Source organism: Propionicicella superfundia DSM 22317, from assembly GCF_000423465.1.
In the GTDB taxonomy this organism is placed as follows: domain Bacteria; phylum Actinomycetota; class Actinomycetes; order Propionibacteriales; family Propionibacteriaceae; genus Propionicicella; species Propionicicella superfundia.
This window is the reverse complement of the sequence record NZ_AUIA01000020.1, coordinates 25,153-37,617: the sequence shown is the minus strand read 5'-3', so window position 1 is coordinate 37,617 and position 12,465 is coordinate 25,153. Positions and strand designations below refer to the sequence as shown.

The following is a 12,465-nucleotide window of genomic DNA, read 5'->3' as shown; positions in this document are numbered from 1 at the left end:
TCAGAACTGTTCGGAATCGGCGTAGTCCGCTTCCTCGGATTCGTCGTACCGGCCGATGGCCTTGAGCGGATCGAATCCGGGGTTGCTGTCCTTCAGCGAGAGCCCCATCTCGGCGAGCTTCTCCTTGACCTCTTCGATCGACTTCGAACCGAAGTTGCGGATGTCGAGGAGATCCTGCTCGGAGCGGGACACGAGTTCGCTGACGGTGTGAATGCCCTCGCGCTTGAGGCAGTTGTACGACCGCACGGTGAGGTTGAGATCCTCCACCGGCAGCGCGAGGTCCGCCGCGAGCTGCTCATCGACCGGCGACGGGCCGATCTCGATGCCCTCGGCGTCGACGTTGAGCTCACGGGCCAGCCCGAAGAGCTCGACGAGGGTGCGCCCGGCGGACGCGACGGCGTCCCGCGGGCGGATGGACGGCTTCGTCTCGACATCGATGATGAGCCGATCGAAGTCGGTTCGCTGCTCGACGCGCGTCGCCTCGACCTTGTAGGTCACCTTCAGCACCGGCGAGTAGATCGAGTCGACCGGGATCCGGCCGATCTCGGCGTCGGGATGCTTGTTCTGGATGGACGACACGTAGCCGCGGCCACGCTCCACGACGAGCTCCATCTCGAGCTTGCCGTTCTCGTTCAGCGTCGCGATGTGCAGGTCGGGGTTGTGCACCTCGACCCCCGCCGGCGGAGCCATATCGGCCGCGGTGACCTCGCCGGGGCCGGCCTTCCGCAGGTACATGACGACGGGCTCGTCCTCCTCGGAGGACAGCACCAGACCCTTCAGGTTGAGGATGATCTCGGTGACGTCCTCCACGACGCCCTCGATGGTCGAGAACTCGTGCTGGTTGCCGGCGATCTTGACGCTGGTCACGGCCGCGCCCGGGATGGACGACAGCAGCGTGCGGCGCAGGGAGTTCCCGAGGGTGTAGCCGAAGCCCGGCTCCAGGGGCTCGAGGACGAAACGCGAGCGGTAGTCGCCGACGACTTCCTCGGTGAGCGTGGGACGCTGTGCGATGAGCATGTTTGTTCCTTTCGGCCGCCCGCTATATGACGGCTGACGGGAGGGAGCCGGCCGGGGGGTTCCCGGCCGGCCGGTGTGTTACTTGGAGTAGAGCTCGACGATCAGTTGCTCGGACACGTCGATGGTGATCTGCTCGCGCACCGGGAGCTGGTGCACGAGGATCCGCATCCGGTTCGGACGCACGGTGAGCCACGCCGGAACGGTCGTATCGTCGAACGTCTCGCGAGCGATGACGAATGGATCGAGGTTCACCGACTTCGGCTTCACGTCGATGATGTCGTACTGGCTGACGCGGTAGGACGGCACGTTGACCGACTTGCCGTTGACCAGCAGATGCCCGTGGACGACGAGCTGGCGCGCCTGGCGGCGCGTCGACGCGAAGCCCGCGCGGTACACGACGTTGTCGAGGCGCGACTCGAGGATGATCAGCAGGTTGTCACCGGTCTTGCCGGCCTGCCGATGGGCCTCCTGGTAGTAGCGGCGGAACTGCTTCTCCAGCACGCCGTACGCAAAACGGGCCTTCTGCTTCTCCCGCAACTGCAGGAGGTACTCCGAGTCCTTCGTGCGGCCGCGGCCGTGCACGCCGGGGGGGAAGGGACGACGCTCGAACGCCTTGTCGTTGCCGACCAGGTCGGTGCCGAGCCGACGGGACTTCTTGGTGATCGGACCTGTGTAACGGGCCATGGTTCTCCTCGTCTCCTCTCGACCTAGACGCGACGCCGCTTCGGCGGGCGGCAGCCATTGTGCGGAACGGGCGTCACGTCGGAGATCGGACCGATCTCCAAGCCGATGGCCCCGAGGGAGCGGATCGCGGTCTCGCGGCCCGATCCCGGACCCTTCACGAACACGTCGACCCGCTTCAGGCCGTGCTCCATAGCGCGGCGGCCGGCCGCCTCGGCGGCCATCTGGGCCGCGTACGGCGTGGACTTGCGGGAGCCCTTGAAGCCGACGGTGCCGGCGGACGCCCACGCGATCACCGCGCCGGTCGGATCCGTGATCGTGATGATCGTGTTGTTGAACGTGCTCTTGATGTGCGCCTGTCCGGCGACGATGTTCTTCTTCTCCTTGCGGCGGACCTTGCTCTTGGAAGCGGCGCCGCGGCCTGCTGTTGCCATGTGTCTGTGTGTCTCCCTGTCCCGCCGTTACTTCTTCTTCTTCTTGCCCGCGACGGCCTTCTTGCGGCCCTTGCGCGTGCGGGCGTTCGTCCGGGTCCGCTGACCACGGACGGGAAGACCGCTGCGGTGACGGCGGCCCTGGTAGCTGCCGATCTCGATCTTGCGGCGGATGTCTGCGGCGACCGTGCGTCGCAGGTCGCCTTCGACCTCGTAGTTGGCCTCGATGTGATCGCGCAGCGTGACGAGTTGCTCGTCGGTGAGCTGGTGGACACGGACGTCGCCACTGATGCCGGTGGCGGCCAGGGTTTCGGCGGCACGGGTCTTCCCGATGCCGAAGATGTAGGTGAGGGCCACCTCCAGGCGCTTGTCGCGCGGGAGGTCCACACCGATGAGGCGTGCCATATGGGCGATACCTTTCCGGATGTCGAAGCACCGGGGTGCTTCGCGAAGGTGTCTGGCGTGATGCGTCCCGGTTGCCTGCACCGGGCCTCGGCCTTCGTCCGAGGGTGGCTGCCCGCCGGGTGGCGGACAGGTGCGATCACGTTGTCCTGTTGGTGCCGATCAGAGACCGGCTGTGGCCTGCGACCCCGGCCTCAGCCTTGACGCTGCTTGTGGCGCGGGTTCTCACAGATCACCATCACGCGACCGTGACGGCGGATCACCTTGCACTTGTCGCAGATCCTCTTGACGCTCGGCTGAACCTTCATCGAGCAACTTCCTGACTCATGTCTGGGCGCGCGACTGCCTTGCCCAGCCGGGTTGATTTCGTGGCTTGCGGGTCGGCTACTTGTGCCGGTAGACGATGCGACCTCGGGTCAGATCGTATGGCGAGAGCTCGACGACCACCCGGTCAGTGGGGAGGATACGGATGTAGTGCTGCCGCATCTTGCCGCTGATGGTCGCCAACACCCTGTGGCCATTGGCCAGTTCCACACGGAACATGGCGTTGGGCAGGGCTTCGACGACGGTCCCCTCGAGCTCGAGGGCTCCTTCTTTCTTGGCCATTGCTTCCGATCTGTCCATCCGGACGCGCACGTCAGTCACCCGGCACAGGTGACCGAGGAGCAACTTTACGGGACGAGACCGATGCAGGCCAAATCCCCTCCTCAGGCGAGCTGGGTCATCTCGACCTGGACGTACATGTCCGACTCCCCGCCGCCCGCGTACACGCCCTTCAGCGGGGGAACGTCGGAGTAGTCCCTGCCCACGCCGACCTCGACGTGATAGTTCCCCGGCACGACATCGTTGGCCGGGTCGTAGGCCAGCCAGGCGCCGTCCCACCACTGCACCCACGAATGAGACTCGCCGACGACCGCCTCGCCGACGACGGGATCCCGGCTGGGCATCACATATCCCGACACGTACTGCGCCGGAATCCCCACCGAGCGGAGCGCCCCGACCGTGAGGTGCACCATGTCCTGGCACACGCCCGCCCCGGCCTCCCAGGCCTCGAACGCCCGCGTCTGCACCCGCGTCACGCCCTTCACGTACCGGACGTGCTCGCGGACGGCCGCGATGACCGGAGCCACCACCTCGGCGGGTGTCTCGGCCTCCTTCGCGACACGCTTCGCGATGGAGGTCAGCTCGGGGCCCGGATCGGTGTGCCCGCCGAAGACCAGCGACTCGACCATGTCCTCCGTGAACTGCGGCGCCCGGAGATCCTCCCAGGTGACCCGCTTGCCCTCGTGCGCCTGCCGGTCGACCTCGACCGTCGACGTCGCGACGACCTTCAGGCGCTCATGCCGCTCATCGACCTCGAACGCCGTCACCTGGGTGCCCCAGTAGTCGGTGTAGGTGTGGGTCCATGCCTGCGGCGAGACCTCGACCCGCCAGAAGCGCGCGAACTGCTCGCGCGTCGTCCGCGGAGTCATGCGCACCTCGTTGAAGGACGTCGCCGCGCCCTCGGAGTACCGGTAGCCGGTCGTGTGGACGATCTGCAGGCGGTTCACCACTCACCTCCATGCCATTCGGGAGCGATCGCGCCCTCGAAGTACCGCGCCGAGACCGCCCGCGTGACCCGGTTGCACACCTGCTGCAGGTGGGTCATCCGTTCCTGCAGGTCGTTGAGGATCTCGTTCTTGGGCCGGTACTCCAGCGTCGCGCGCGCGTTCCCGATGAGCCGCAGCGCCTCGTCGCCGAAACCCGCCCGGCGACGCCCTTGCTCGAGATCCACGAGGACCTCCTCGGCCAGGTTCAGCGTGAACACGATCGACCGCGGGAACAGGCGGTCCAGCAGGAGGAACTCGGCGGCGTCCCGGTCGGACGTCGCACCGCCGTAGGTGCGGATGAACGCATGGTGGGCGCCACACCCCCGGAGCACGATGTTCCAGGCGCTCTTGGACCCCACGGACATGGACGCGGCGATGAGCCGCGCGGTCATGTCGGCCCGTTCGAGGCTGCGTCCGAGAGTGAAGAACGACCATCCCTCGTCCCGGCTCATCGTGCTGTCGGCGAGACCGGCGATCACCGCGCAGCGTTCCTGGACGTGCACGAACGCCGCCGCCGGCCGCATCCGCTGCAGGCGGCCACCGCTCACCGAGAACCACGTCCCGTTGACGGCTTCCCACATCTCGGCCGACACGGTCTCCCGCGCCCGCCGGGCCGCCTCGCGGGCGCCGAACAGCGATGCGGTCACCGAGCACGGCGAGTCGTCGTCGTGGAAGAGCGCCTGCGACACCGCCGCCGGCGCGGCCACCCCCTCGCTCTCGGCGACCCCCATCACGCGCAGCAGTTCCTGCGCAGCGACGGTCTCGTCGATCTGCGGATCGTCGACGAGCAACTGCTGGTGGACGTTCAGGATGCGGCACGTGTCCTCGGCCCGCTCGACGTAGCGGCCGATCCAGAACAGCGATTCGGAGATGCGGCTCAGCATGGCGCCCCCCGCCCGCAGGTGGCGGCACGGCCCGCAACAGGCGGTCCCACCCGCTGCTGCTGCTGTTGTTGCTGCTGCTGTTGCTGTTGGTGCTCGACCGGGCTCGCCTGGGTGATCTCGACCCCCTCCACCGGGACGCCGCGCACGCTGACCCGCGGCTGCTTCTTCGCCTTCCGGCCCCGGATGCCGTCGCGCGCCAGCACCCACGTGTCCTTGGACCCGCCGCCCTGGCTCGAGTTCACGATGAGCTCGCCCTCGGGCAGCGCCACCCGCGTCAGGCCGCCCGGCAGGACGAACACGTTCGACCCGTCGTTGACCGCGAAGGGCCGCAGGTCGACGTGACGTGGCGCCATCGTGCCGTCGATCATCGTGGGCACCGTCGACAACTGCACGACGGGCTGCGCGATCCAGCCCCGTGGATTCTTCAGGATGGTCCTCCGCAGCCGGGCCAGCGTCTTCTCGTCGGCCGCGGGACCGATCACGATGCCCTTGCCGCCCGAGCCGTCCACCGGCTTGAGAACGAGTTCGGAGAGCCGGTCCAGGACGAGCTCGCGGTGCACCGGATCCTCCAGCCGCCACGTGTCGACCGCCGGCAGGATCGGCTCGGCGCCGAGGTAGTAGCGGATGAGATCGGGCACATAGGTGTAGATGAGCTTGTCGTCGGCGACACCGTTGCCGACCGCGTTGGCGATCGTCACGTTGCCGGCGCGGTAGGCGTTCATCAGCCCGGCGCATCCCAGCATCGAGTCGGCCCGGAAGTGCGCGGGATCGACGAACTCGTCGTCGACGCGCTTGTAGATGACGTGGACCGGCCGCAGCCCCCTCGTCGTCCGCACGAGCACCTCGCCGGCGCGGCACACCAGGTCGCGACCCTCGACCAGCTCGACACCCATCATCCGCGCGAGCAGCGTGTGCTCGAAGTAGGCGGAGTTGTACACGCCGGGCGTCAGCACGACCACGTTGGGGTCGCTGATCCCCTTCGGCGCGCAGGCCTGCAAGGCCGCGAGCAGCCGCTGCGGGTAGCTCTCGACGGCGCGGATGCGATGCCGGGACGTGACCTCGGGCAGCGCGGAGAACATCGCGCGGCGGTTCGTCATGACGTAGGAGACGCCCGACGGGATGCGGACGTTGTCCTCCAGCACGCGGAACCGGCCCTCGCCGTCCCGGACGAGATCGATCCCGGAGACGTGGACCCGGACGCCGTTCGGCGGCTGGATGCCGTGCATGATCCGGTGGAAGTGCGGCGAGCTCACGACGACGCGACGCGGCACGACCCCGTCCCGGAACACCTCTCCGGGTCCGTACACGTCGCCGAGGAACTTCTCCAGCGCCTGCACCCGCTGCGCGACGCCCTGCTCCACCACGGACCACTCGGCCGCCTCGATGACCCGCGGCACGATGTCGAGCGGGAAGGGGCGCTCCTCCCCGCCGATGTCGAACGTGACCCCCTGGTAGAGGTAGGAGGACTTGAGGTAGTCGGCCCGCGCCCGGATCTCGTCGGGCGCGAGCCGGTCCATATAGCTGCGCACGGCGGCGTACGCCCCGCGGATGCCGTCCGGCCCGATCATCTCGTCGAAGGCGTCAGGAGGGCCCGCGTAGTCGTCGAACAATCCGGTCACATCGAACAACGTAGGTCCTCGGTGTAACGAGCGAGTTTCGGCCCGCCGAAGAGCCGGCTCCGTTTCGCAGCAGGGCTACGGCTGCAGCAGCACCTTGATCGCGCGCCGCTCGTCCATCGCCTTGTACGCCTCGGCGACATCGTCGAGCCTGAGCGTCAGATCGAACACCCTGGCGGGGTTCATCTTCCGTGCCCAGACGCGCTGCAGCAGGATCGGCACATAGTGGCGCACCGGCGCCATGCCCCCGAAGACGCCGACGTTGCGCTCGAACATCTGGCGCATCGGCAGCTCGACACCGTGCGGAACGCCCACGAACCCGACCGTGCTGCCCGCGCGCGTCAGCGACACCGCCTGCGCCATCGAGTCGTTCGTCCCGACGCACTCCAGCGTCGCATCCGCGCCGACGCCCTGCGTCAACTCGAGGACCGCCGCGACTCCCTCCTCGCCGCGCTCGGCGACGATGTCGGTCGCGCCGAAGGCCTTCGCGACCTCCTGCCGCGGCGCGTGCCGCGACATGGCGATGATGCGCTCCGCGTGCATCTGCGAGGCCGCGAGAACCCCGCACAGACCGACCGCACCGTCGCCCACGACGACGACCGTGCCGGACCGGTTCCGCTCCACTCCCGCCGCGACCGCCGCGTGCCAACCGGTGCCCATCACGTCCGACAGCGTGAGCAGATCGGGCAGCAGATCGTCGTCGGGAGCCTCGGGCGTGGGGACGAGCGTGCCGTCGGCGAGCGGGACGCGTACGACCTCCGCCTGGCTGGCGCTGAACACGCCGCCGTGCACGCAGGCGTTGTGGAAGCCCGAACGGCAGTTGTGGCAGGTGCCGTCGCTGTAGTCGAAGGGGATGATCACGAAGTCGCCCACGGACACCTTGCGGACGTCGGGCCCGACCTCGATGACCTCGCCGATGGACTCGTGGCCGATGCTTCGAGGCCGGACGAACGGATTGATCCCGCGGTAGTTCCACAGGTCGGACCCGCAGACGCAGGTCGCGGCCACTCGGACGAGGGCGTCCGTCGGCTCGGAGATGATGGGCTCCGGGACGTCCTGAAGCTGCACCTCGTAGGGCGCGGTCAGCACTGTTGCTCGCATGGTCCAAGCTTGGCACCGGCGGTCGCCGCGTGGACGCCTGAGCGCCCGAACGCTCGAAAAACTGTGCGCTCCCCCTTGCCGCCGCGGATTTCGCTGCTTCGCGATCCAACTCGCGCAACATCGCCCGTCGGCGTCCGCCGAGCACGGCCATCCACATCTCGAACGCGGCCGGACGCGGGCTCCCGCCCGCGGTCCACACCGCACGGGCGTCGCCGCGGAGTCGACCAGCGCCCGTTGGGAAAGGGCGTCGGCACCGGCCGACGGCCAGGAACGCGGACCGCCTCAGTCGCCGAGCGGGGCGAACGGGATGCCGCGGGCGGTCAGTTCGGCCTCGCCGCCGTCCTCGGCGGTGAGCACCCACAGCCCGGCTCCGGTGAAGGCGACCGTGTGCTCCCAGTGGGCGGCCCACGAGCGGTCACGCGTGACGACCGTCCACTCGTCCGCGAGGGTCGCGGCGTCGGCCGAGCCCAGCGTGACCATCGGCTCGATGGCGAGGCACACACCGTCCAGGATGCGCTCCCCCCGCCCGGCACGCCCGTAGTTGGGCACGTCGGGGGGCTGGTGCATGGCGGTGCCGATGCCGTGACCCGTGTACTCGGCGACGATCCCGTACTGGTGGACGTGTGCGTCGATGGACGCCTCGATCGCGTGCGAGATGTCCCCGACGCGGCCGCCGACGCGGCCCGCCGCGATCCCGTCCCACATTGCGACGCGGGTGGTCTCGCACAGCGCGGCCGCCTCGGGGGCAAGATCGCCGATGCCGAACGTGCGGGCGGAGTCCCCGTGCCAGCCGTCCACGGACGCACCGAAGTCGACCGACACCAGGTCGCCGGCCGCCAGCACCCGCTCGCCCGGGATCCCGTGAACGATCTCGTCGTTCACCGAGATGCACGTCACGGCCGGATACGGCGGCAGGCCGAACGCAGCGCCATAGCCGAGGAAGGACGACGCCGCCTTCGCCTCGGCGAGCAGTTCACGGGCGAGCCGGTCGAGCTCGCCGGTCGTGACGCCCGGAGCGGCGTGCTCGGCCAACGCGGCCAGCACGCGGCCGACGAGAAGACCCGCCTTTCGCATCTGGAGCAGTTGGCCGGGACGCTTCCGCTCCAGACCCCTCAACCGCGTCAGCCGACCTTCGCGTCGAGGGCGGCGACGATCCGCTCGAGAACCTCGTCGACGTCACCCATGCCGTCCACGGGGACGAGCAGGTCGCGTTCGCGGTACATCGCGAGCAGCGGCTCGGTCTCGGCGGTGTACACCTCCATCCGACGCCGGATGGTCTCTTCGGTGTCGTCTGCCCGGTTCTCGAGCTCCGCGCGCTTCAGGAGCCGCGCGATGAGCACCTCGGGGTCGACGTCGAGCGAGACGACGGCGTCCAGCTCCTGGTCGAGCTTGTGCAGCATCTCGTCGAGCGCGCCGACCTGGACGACCGTGCGCGGGTACCCGTCGAGCAGGAAGCCGATCTCGGCGTCGGGCTGGCCCAGGCGATCCTCGACGATGGCGTTGGTGATCTCGTCGGGAACGTAGTCGCCGGCCGCCATGATGCGCTGAACCTCCTTGCCCAGGGCGGTCTGGTTCTTGACGTTCGCACGGAAGATGTCACCGGTGGAGATGGCAGGGATCTCATAGTGGGCTGCGATGCCCTTGGCCTGAGTTCCCTTGCCAGCGCCGGGTGCACCCATGATGAGGAGCCTCATTTAAGGAACCCTTCGTAGTTGCGTTGTTGGAGCTGACTCTCGATCTGCTTCACAGTATCCAAACCGACGCCCACGATGATGAGAATCGACGTTCCTCCGAAAACGAACTCTTGTGATGCTCCGAGGAACACGAAGGCGAGCTGCGGGATGAGCGCGATGATCGCCAGGTACAGCGACCCCGGGGCGGTCAGCCGCGACAGCACGAACGCAAGGTACTTCTCGGTGGCTTTGCCCGCCCGGATGCCCGGGATGAAGCCGCCGTACTTCTTCATGTTGTCGCTGATCTCCTTCGGGTCGAAGGTGATCGCCACGTAGAAGTACGCGAAGAAGATGATGAGGACGAAGAAGATCGCGTTGTGCCACACCGACGTGCTGGCGAGGTTGGTCGAGATCCAGCTCGCCACCGGCGAGTCGGGCTGGAACTGGGCGTACAGCACCGGCAGGTAGAGCATCGACGACGCGAAGATGACGGGGATGACGCCCGACTGGTTGACCTTCAGCGGGATGTAGGTCGTGCTCCCTCCGAACAGCCGGCGCCCGACCATCCGCTTGGCGTACTGCACCGGGATGCGACGCTGGGCCTGCTCGACGTAGATGACCGCGGCCATGATGAGCAGTCCCACGGCGAGGACGGCCGCGAAGGCGATCCAGCCCTGGGCACCCTCGCGGGACTCCTTGATGCCCCACAGCGAGGACGGGAAGCGGGCGGCGATCTGCGTGAAGATCATGACGGACATGCCGTTGCCGACGCCTCGGTCGGTGATGAGTTCGCCCATCCACATGATCACGCCGGTGCCGGCCGTCATCGTGAGGATCATGACGATGATCGAGAACAGGTTGTCGCTGTAGAGAACGCCCGTGCAGCCGGTGAAGAGCTGGTCGTTGGCGGCGAGGGTCACGAACGCCGTCGCGTTGAGGACGGCCAGCACCAGCGTGAGGTAGCGCGTGTACTGGGTGATCTTCTGCGTTCCGGCGCCGCCCTCCTTCTTGAGGGATTCCAGCCGCGGGACGACGACCGTCATCAACTGCAGGATGATCGACGCCGTGATGTAGGGCATGATGCCCAGCGCGAAGATGGACAACTGCAGCAGCGCGCCGCCGGAGAACAGGTTGATCAGGGAGTACAGGCTGGCCTGGGAACCGCTCGCGGCCTGGGTACGGCAGTACTCGATCTGTTGCAGGTTGACGTTCGGGGTCGGTATGACCGAGCCGAGCCGAAACACCGCAAGGATGAAGAGCGTGAACAGGATCTTCTTCCGCAGGTCAGGACTCCTGAACGCGTTCACGAAGGCCGATAGCATCCGCGCCCTCTCTCCGTTCTCTGGGCAGGTGACAGCATCGCCCGGTCAGGCAACCTGTCGAACTCTATCAGCCCGAGCCGACACCGAAGAATCCCGCTGCGGTAGGCGGCTGGCCCTTCGACGTGGTCGACGCGCCTCCCGTCCGGCGGGCGAGGCGGCCGTGGGACCGCGCCTGTCGCCCACCGCGACGTGAGCGGCTCGACGCGACCGCGGCCGGCTCCGCCGGCCGTCGCCCGCGATCGTGGCCAACCCGCCCGGCCGGCGGTTCCCGCCTGGCATGATGTGGTGCCATGACACGGCGCATCCTCTGCTTCGGTGACTCGCTGACCTGGGGGTGGACCCCGGTGACGGAGGTGGGCGCGTCGACGACGCGCTACGCCGCCGCCGACCGGTGGCCGGGCATCATGCGCGCAGCGCTCGGCCCCGGCCACGAGGTGATCGAGGAGGGGCTCAACGGCCGCACCACGAGCGTGGACGACCCTCTCGATCCGCGCCTCAACGGCGCCGCATACCTGCCCGCGGCGCTGGCGAGCCACCTGCCGCTCGACCTCGTGATCGTCATGCTCGGCACCAACGACCTGAAGGCGCACCTGCACCGGTCCGCGACCGATATTGCAGCAGGGATCGCGCTGCTCCTGAAGCAGATCGCGGCAGCGGGCGGGAGCGGCACCTCCTATCCCGCGCCCCGCGCGCTCGTCATCGCTCCCCCGCCGCTCGGGGCCCACCCGGATCCGTGGACCCGCGCCCAACTCGCACAGGGCAACGAGCGGCTCGGCGAGTTGACGCCCCTGCTGGCCGCGCTCGCCGCCCGCAACCGCACGGCATTCCTCGACGCAGGCGCCGTCCTGACGACCGGCGGCGCCGATGGCGTGCACTTCACCCGCGAGAACAACGCCGCCCTCGGGCGCGCGGTCGCCCGGACGGTCGCGGGTCTGTGGGGCTGAGCGGGCCGACGTCCTATCGTGTCCCGGCCGCGTCCGGCGAGCACGAGATCGAGATCAAGCGCTCCCGATTCCTGTGCGCCGTGCGGCGGGTGGAGACCGAGGAGGAGGCGCGGGCCACCATCGCCGAGCGGCGCCGGGCCTTCCATGATGCGCGTCACACCTGCTCGGCGTTCCTGCTGGGCCCGCGCCGGGATGTCGCGCGGTCCAGCGACGACGGCGAGCCGGCCGGCACGGCCGGGGCCCCGATGCTGGACGCCCTCAGCCGGTTCCACGGCGCGCCGGACCTCTCCGACACGGTCGCGGTGGTGACCCGGTGGTTCGGCGGCATCCTGCTCGGAGCGGGCGGGCTGACCCGGGCGTACGCACAGTGCGTCGCGGAGACGCTGGAGCGCACCCCGATCCTGACGCGAGAGCTCCGCCGCCGCTATGAGCTCCGCCTCGGCTACGGCGTGGCCGGACGCCTCGAGACCGAGATCCGCGGCGCGGGGATGGCCGTCACGGAGACCGAGCACCTTCCCGACGGCGTGCGACTCGTCCTCGCCGTGGCCGCCGCCGAGCCCCCGGACGCCGTCGCCGCCCGCATCGACGCTCTCACCTCGGGGCGGTGCGACGTCACCGTCGCGGACACCGCCTGGGTGGACCTTCGCTGACCGGCCTCGACCACGGCGCCGCTCATCTGCTGCTTCTCGATGAACAATTGTTCGGCGACAGTGCTCGATGTTCACGCTGCCTAGGCTCGAACCCAACCGAGGGGTCGACGCCCGGAGACGTGCGCTCCCCCGTCGGATCACTGGAGAATCACTGA

The 12,465-nt window shown here is 68.6% G+C and carries 15 protein-coding genes; 2 read left to right on the top strand and 13 right to left on the bottom strand.

Going from position 1 to position 12,465, the window contains the following annotated elements:
* The 13 genes from G555_RS0104170 to secY form a co-directional block, all read right to left on the bottom strand.
* A complete protein-coding gene (locus G555_RS0104170) occupies positions 1 to 1,017 on the bottom strand; it encodes a DNA-directed RNA polymerase subunit alpha (protein WP_028707899.1) in 1,017 nt (338 codons plus the stop codon).
* Between the two features lie 78 nt (positions 1,018 to 1,095).
* On the bottom strand, positions 1,096 to 1,701 hold the full coding sequence (gene rpsD / locus G555_RS0104165) for a 30S ribosomal protein S4 (RefSeq protein ID WP_028707898.1): 606 nt from the start codon (positions 1,699 to 1,701) through the stop codon (positions 1,096 to 1,098).
* A 23-nt stretch (positions 1,702 to 1,724) separates the two neighbouring features.
* Positions 1,725 to 2,132 (bottom strand): 30S ribosomal protein S11, encoded by a 408-nt coding sequence (gene rpsK / locus G555_RS0104160; protein WP_028707897.1) that lies wholly within the window; start codon positions 2,130 to 2,132, stop codon positions 1,725 to 1,727.
* Between the two features lie 27 nt (positions 2,133 to 2,159).
* Positions 2,160 to 2,534 carry a 30S ribosomal protein S13 gene (gene rpsM / locus G555_RS0104155; RefSeq protein ID WP_028707896.1) on the bottom strand — a complete coding sequence of 125 codons (375 nt, stop codon included), beginning with the start codon at positions 2,532 to 2,534 and terminating at the stop codon, positions 2,160 to 2,162.
* A gap of 191 nt (positions 2,535 to 2,725) precedes the next feature.
* Entirely contained in the window at positions 2,726 to 2,839 is a 114-nt protein-coding gene (gene rpmJ, locus G555_RS0104150) for a 50S ribosomal protein L36 (RefSeq protein ID WP_013862061.1), read from the bottom strand.
* Between the two features lie 76 nt (positions 2,840 to 2,915).
* Positions 2,916 to 3,137 carry a translation initiation factor IF-1 gene (gene infA, locus G555_RS0104145; RefSeq protein WP_028707895.1) on the bottom strand — a complete coding sequence of 74 codons (222 nt, stop codon included), beginning with the start codon at positions 3,135 to 3,137 and terminating at the stop codon, positions 2,916 to 2,918.
* A gap of 101 nt (positions 3,138 to 3,238) precedes the next feature.
* Positions 3,239 to 4,081 (bottom strand): transglutaminase family protein, encoded by an 843-nt coding sequence (locus tag G555_RS0104140; RefSeq protein ID WP_028707894.1) that lies wholly within the window; start codon positions 4,079 to 4,081, stop codon positions 3,239 to 3,241.
* Positions 4,078 to 5,004: an alpha-E domain-containing protein gene (locus tag G555_RS0104135; protein WP_028707893.1), complete on the bottom strand. Its 927-nt coding sequence runs from the start codon at positions 5,002 to 5,004 to the stop codon at positions 4,078 to 4,080. The genes G555_RS0104140 and G555_RS0104135 overlap by 4 nt, the downstream gene beginning before the upstream one ends.
* Complete coding sequence (locus G555_RS17875; RefSeq protein WP_245581189.1) at positions 4,998 to 6,623, bottom strand: circularly permuted type 2 ATP-grasp protein; 1,626 nt, start codon at positions 6,621 to 6,623, stop codon at positions 4,998 to 5,000. The genes G555_RS0104135 and G555_RS17875 overlap by 7 nt, the downstream gene beginning before the upstream one ends.
* A 75-nt stretch (positions 6,624 to 6,698) precedes the next feature.
* Positions 6,699 to 7,721: a zinc-binding dehydrogenase gene (locus G555_RS0104125; RefSeq protein ID WP_028707892.1), complete on the bottom strand. Its 1,023-nt coding sequence runs from the start codon at positions 7,719 to 7,721 to the stop codon at positions 6,699 to 6,701.
* 282 nt (positions 7,722 to 8,003) lie between these two features.
* Positions 8,004 to 8,846 (bottom strand): type I methionyl aminopeptidase, encoded by an 843-nt coding sequence (map, locus tag G555_RS0104120; RefSeq protein WP_084634703.1) that lies wholly within the window; start codon positions 8,844 to 8,846, stop codon positions 8,004 to 8,006.
* Positions 8,843 to 9,415, bottom strand: a complete 573-nt coding sequence (locus tag G555_RS0104115; protein WP_028707890.1) for an adenylate kinase — start codon at positions 9,413 to 9,415, stop codon at positions 8,843 to 8,845. Before G555_RS0104115 ends, map begins: the two co-directional genes overlap by 4 nt.
* Positions 9,412 to 10,716, bottom strand: coding sequence for a preprotein translocase subunit SecY (gene secY / locus G555_RS0104110; RefSeq protein WP_028707889.1), 1,305 nt, complete (start codon positions 10,714 to 10,716; stop codon positions 9,412 to 9,414). The genes G555_RS0104115 and secY overlap by 4 nt, the downstream gene beginning before the upstream one ends.
* A gap of 290 nt (positions 10,717 to 11,006) precedes the next feature.
* Here secY and G555_RS0104105 point away from each other — a divergent pair, with 290 nt between their 5' ends.
* Together G555_RS0104105 and G555_RS23010 are read left to right on the top strand one after the other, a co-directional pair.
* Positions 11,007 to 11,660, top strand: coding sequence for an SGNH/GDSL hydrolase family protein (locus tag G555_RS0104105; protein WP_028707888.1), 654 nt, complete (start codon positions 11,007 to 11,009; stop codon positions 11,658 to 11,660).
* Positions 11,651 to 12,310 carry an IMPACT family protein gene (locus tag G555_RS23010; protein WP_425413824.1) on the top strand — a complete coding sequence of 220 codons (660 nt, stop codon included), beginning with the start codon at positions 11,651 to 11,653 and terminating at the stop codon, positions 12,308 to 12,310. Before G555_RS0104105 ends, G555_RS23010 begins: the two co-directional genes overlap by 10 nt.
* Positions 12,311 to 12,465 lie beyond the last annotated feature (155 nt).

What these genes read in the sequence shown, in the direction of transcription:
- G555_RS0104170 (WP_028707899.1), bottom strand. Translation starts at nt 1,017, where the DNA reads ATGCTCATCGCACAGCGTCCCACGCTCACCGAGGAAGTCGTCGGCGAC.
- rpsD (WP_028707898.1), bottom strand. Translation starts at nt 1,701, where the DNA reads ATGGCCCGTTACACAGGTCCGATCACCAAGAAGTCCCGTCGGCTCGGC.
- infA (WP_028707895.1), bottom strand. Translation starts at nt 3,137, where the DNA reads ATGGCCAAGAAAGAAGGAGCCCTCGAGCTCGAGGGGACCGTCGTCGAA.
- rpsM (WP_028707896.1), bottom strand. Translation starts at nt 2,534, where the DNA reads ATGGCACGCCTCATCGGTGTGGACCTCCCGCGCGACAAGCGCCTGGAG.
- G555_RS0104125 (WP_028707892.1), bottom strand. Translation starts at nt 7,721, where the DNA reads ATGCGAGCAACAGTGCTGACCGCGCCCTACGAGGTGCAGCTTCAGGAC.
- rpsK (WP_028707897.1), bottom strand. Translation starts at nt 2,132, where the DNA reads ATGGCAACAGCAGGCCGCGGCGCCGCTTCCAAGAGCAAGGTCCGCCGC.
- G555_RS0104115 (WP_028707890.1), bottom strand. Translation starts at nt 9,415, where the DNA reads ATGAGGCTCCTCATCATGGGTGCACCCGGCGCTGGCAAGGGAACTCAG.
- G555_RS0104135 (WP_028707893.1), bottom strand. Translation starts at nt 5,004, where the DNA reads ATGCTGAGCCGCATCTCCGAATCGCTGTTCTGGATCGGCCGCTACGTC.
- secY (WP_028707889.1), bottom strand. Translation starts at nt 10,716, where the DNA reads ATGCTATCGGCCTTCGTGAACGCGTTCAGGAGTCCTGACCTGCGGAAG.
- G555_RS0104105 (WP_028707888.1), top strand. Translation starts at nt 11,007, where the DNA reads ATGACACGGCGCATCCTCTGCTTCGGTGACTCGCTGACCTGGGGGTGG.
- rpmJ (WP_013862061.1), bottom strand. Translation starts at nt 2,839, where the DNA reads ATGAAGGTTCAGCCGAGCGTCAAGAGGATCTGCGACAAGTGCAAGGTG.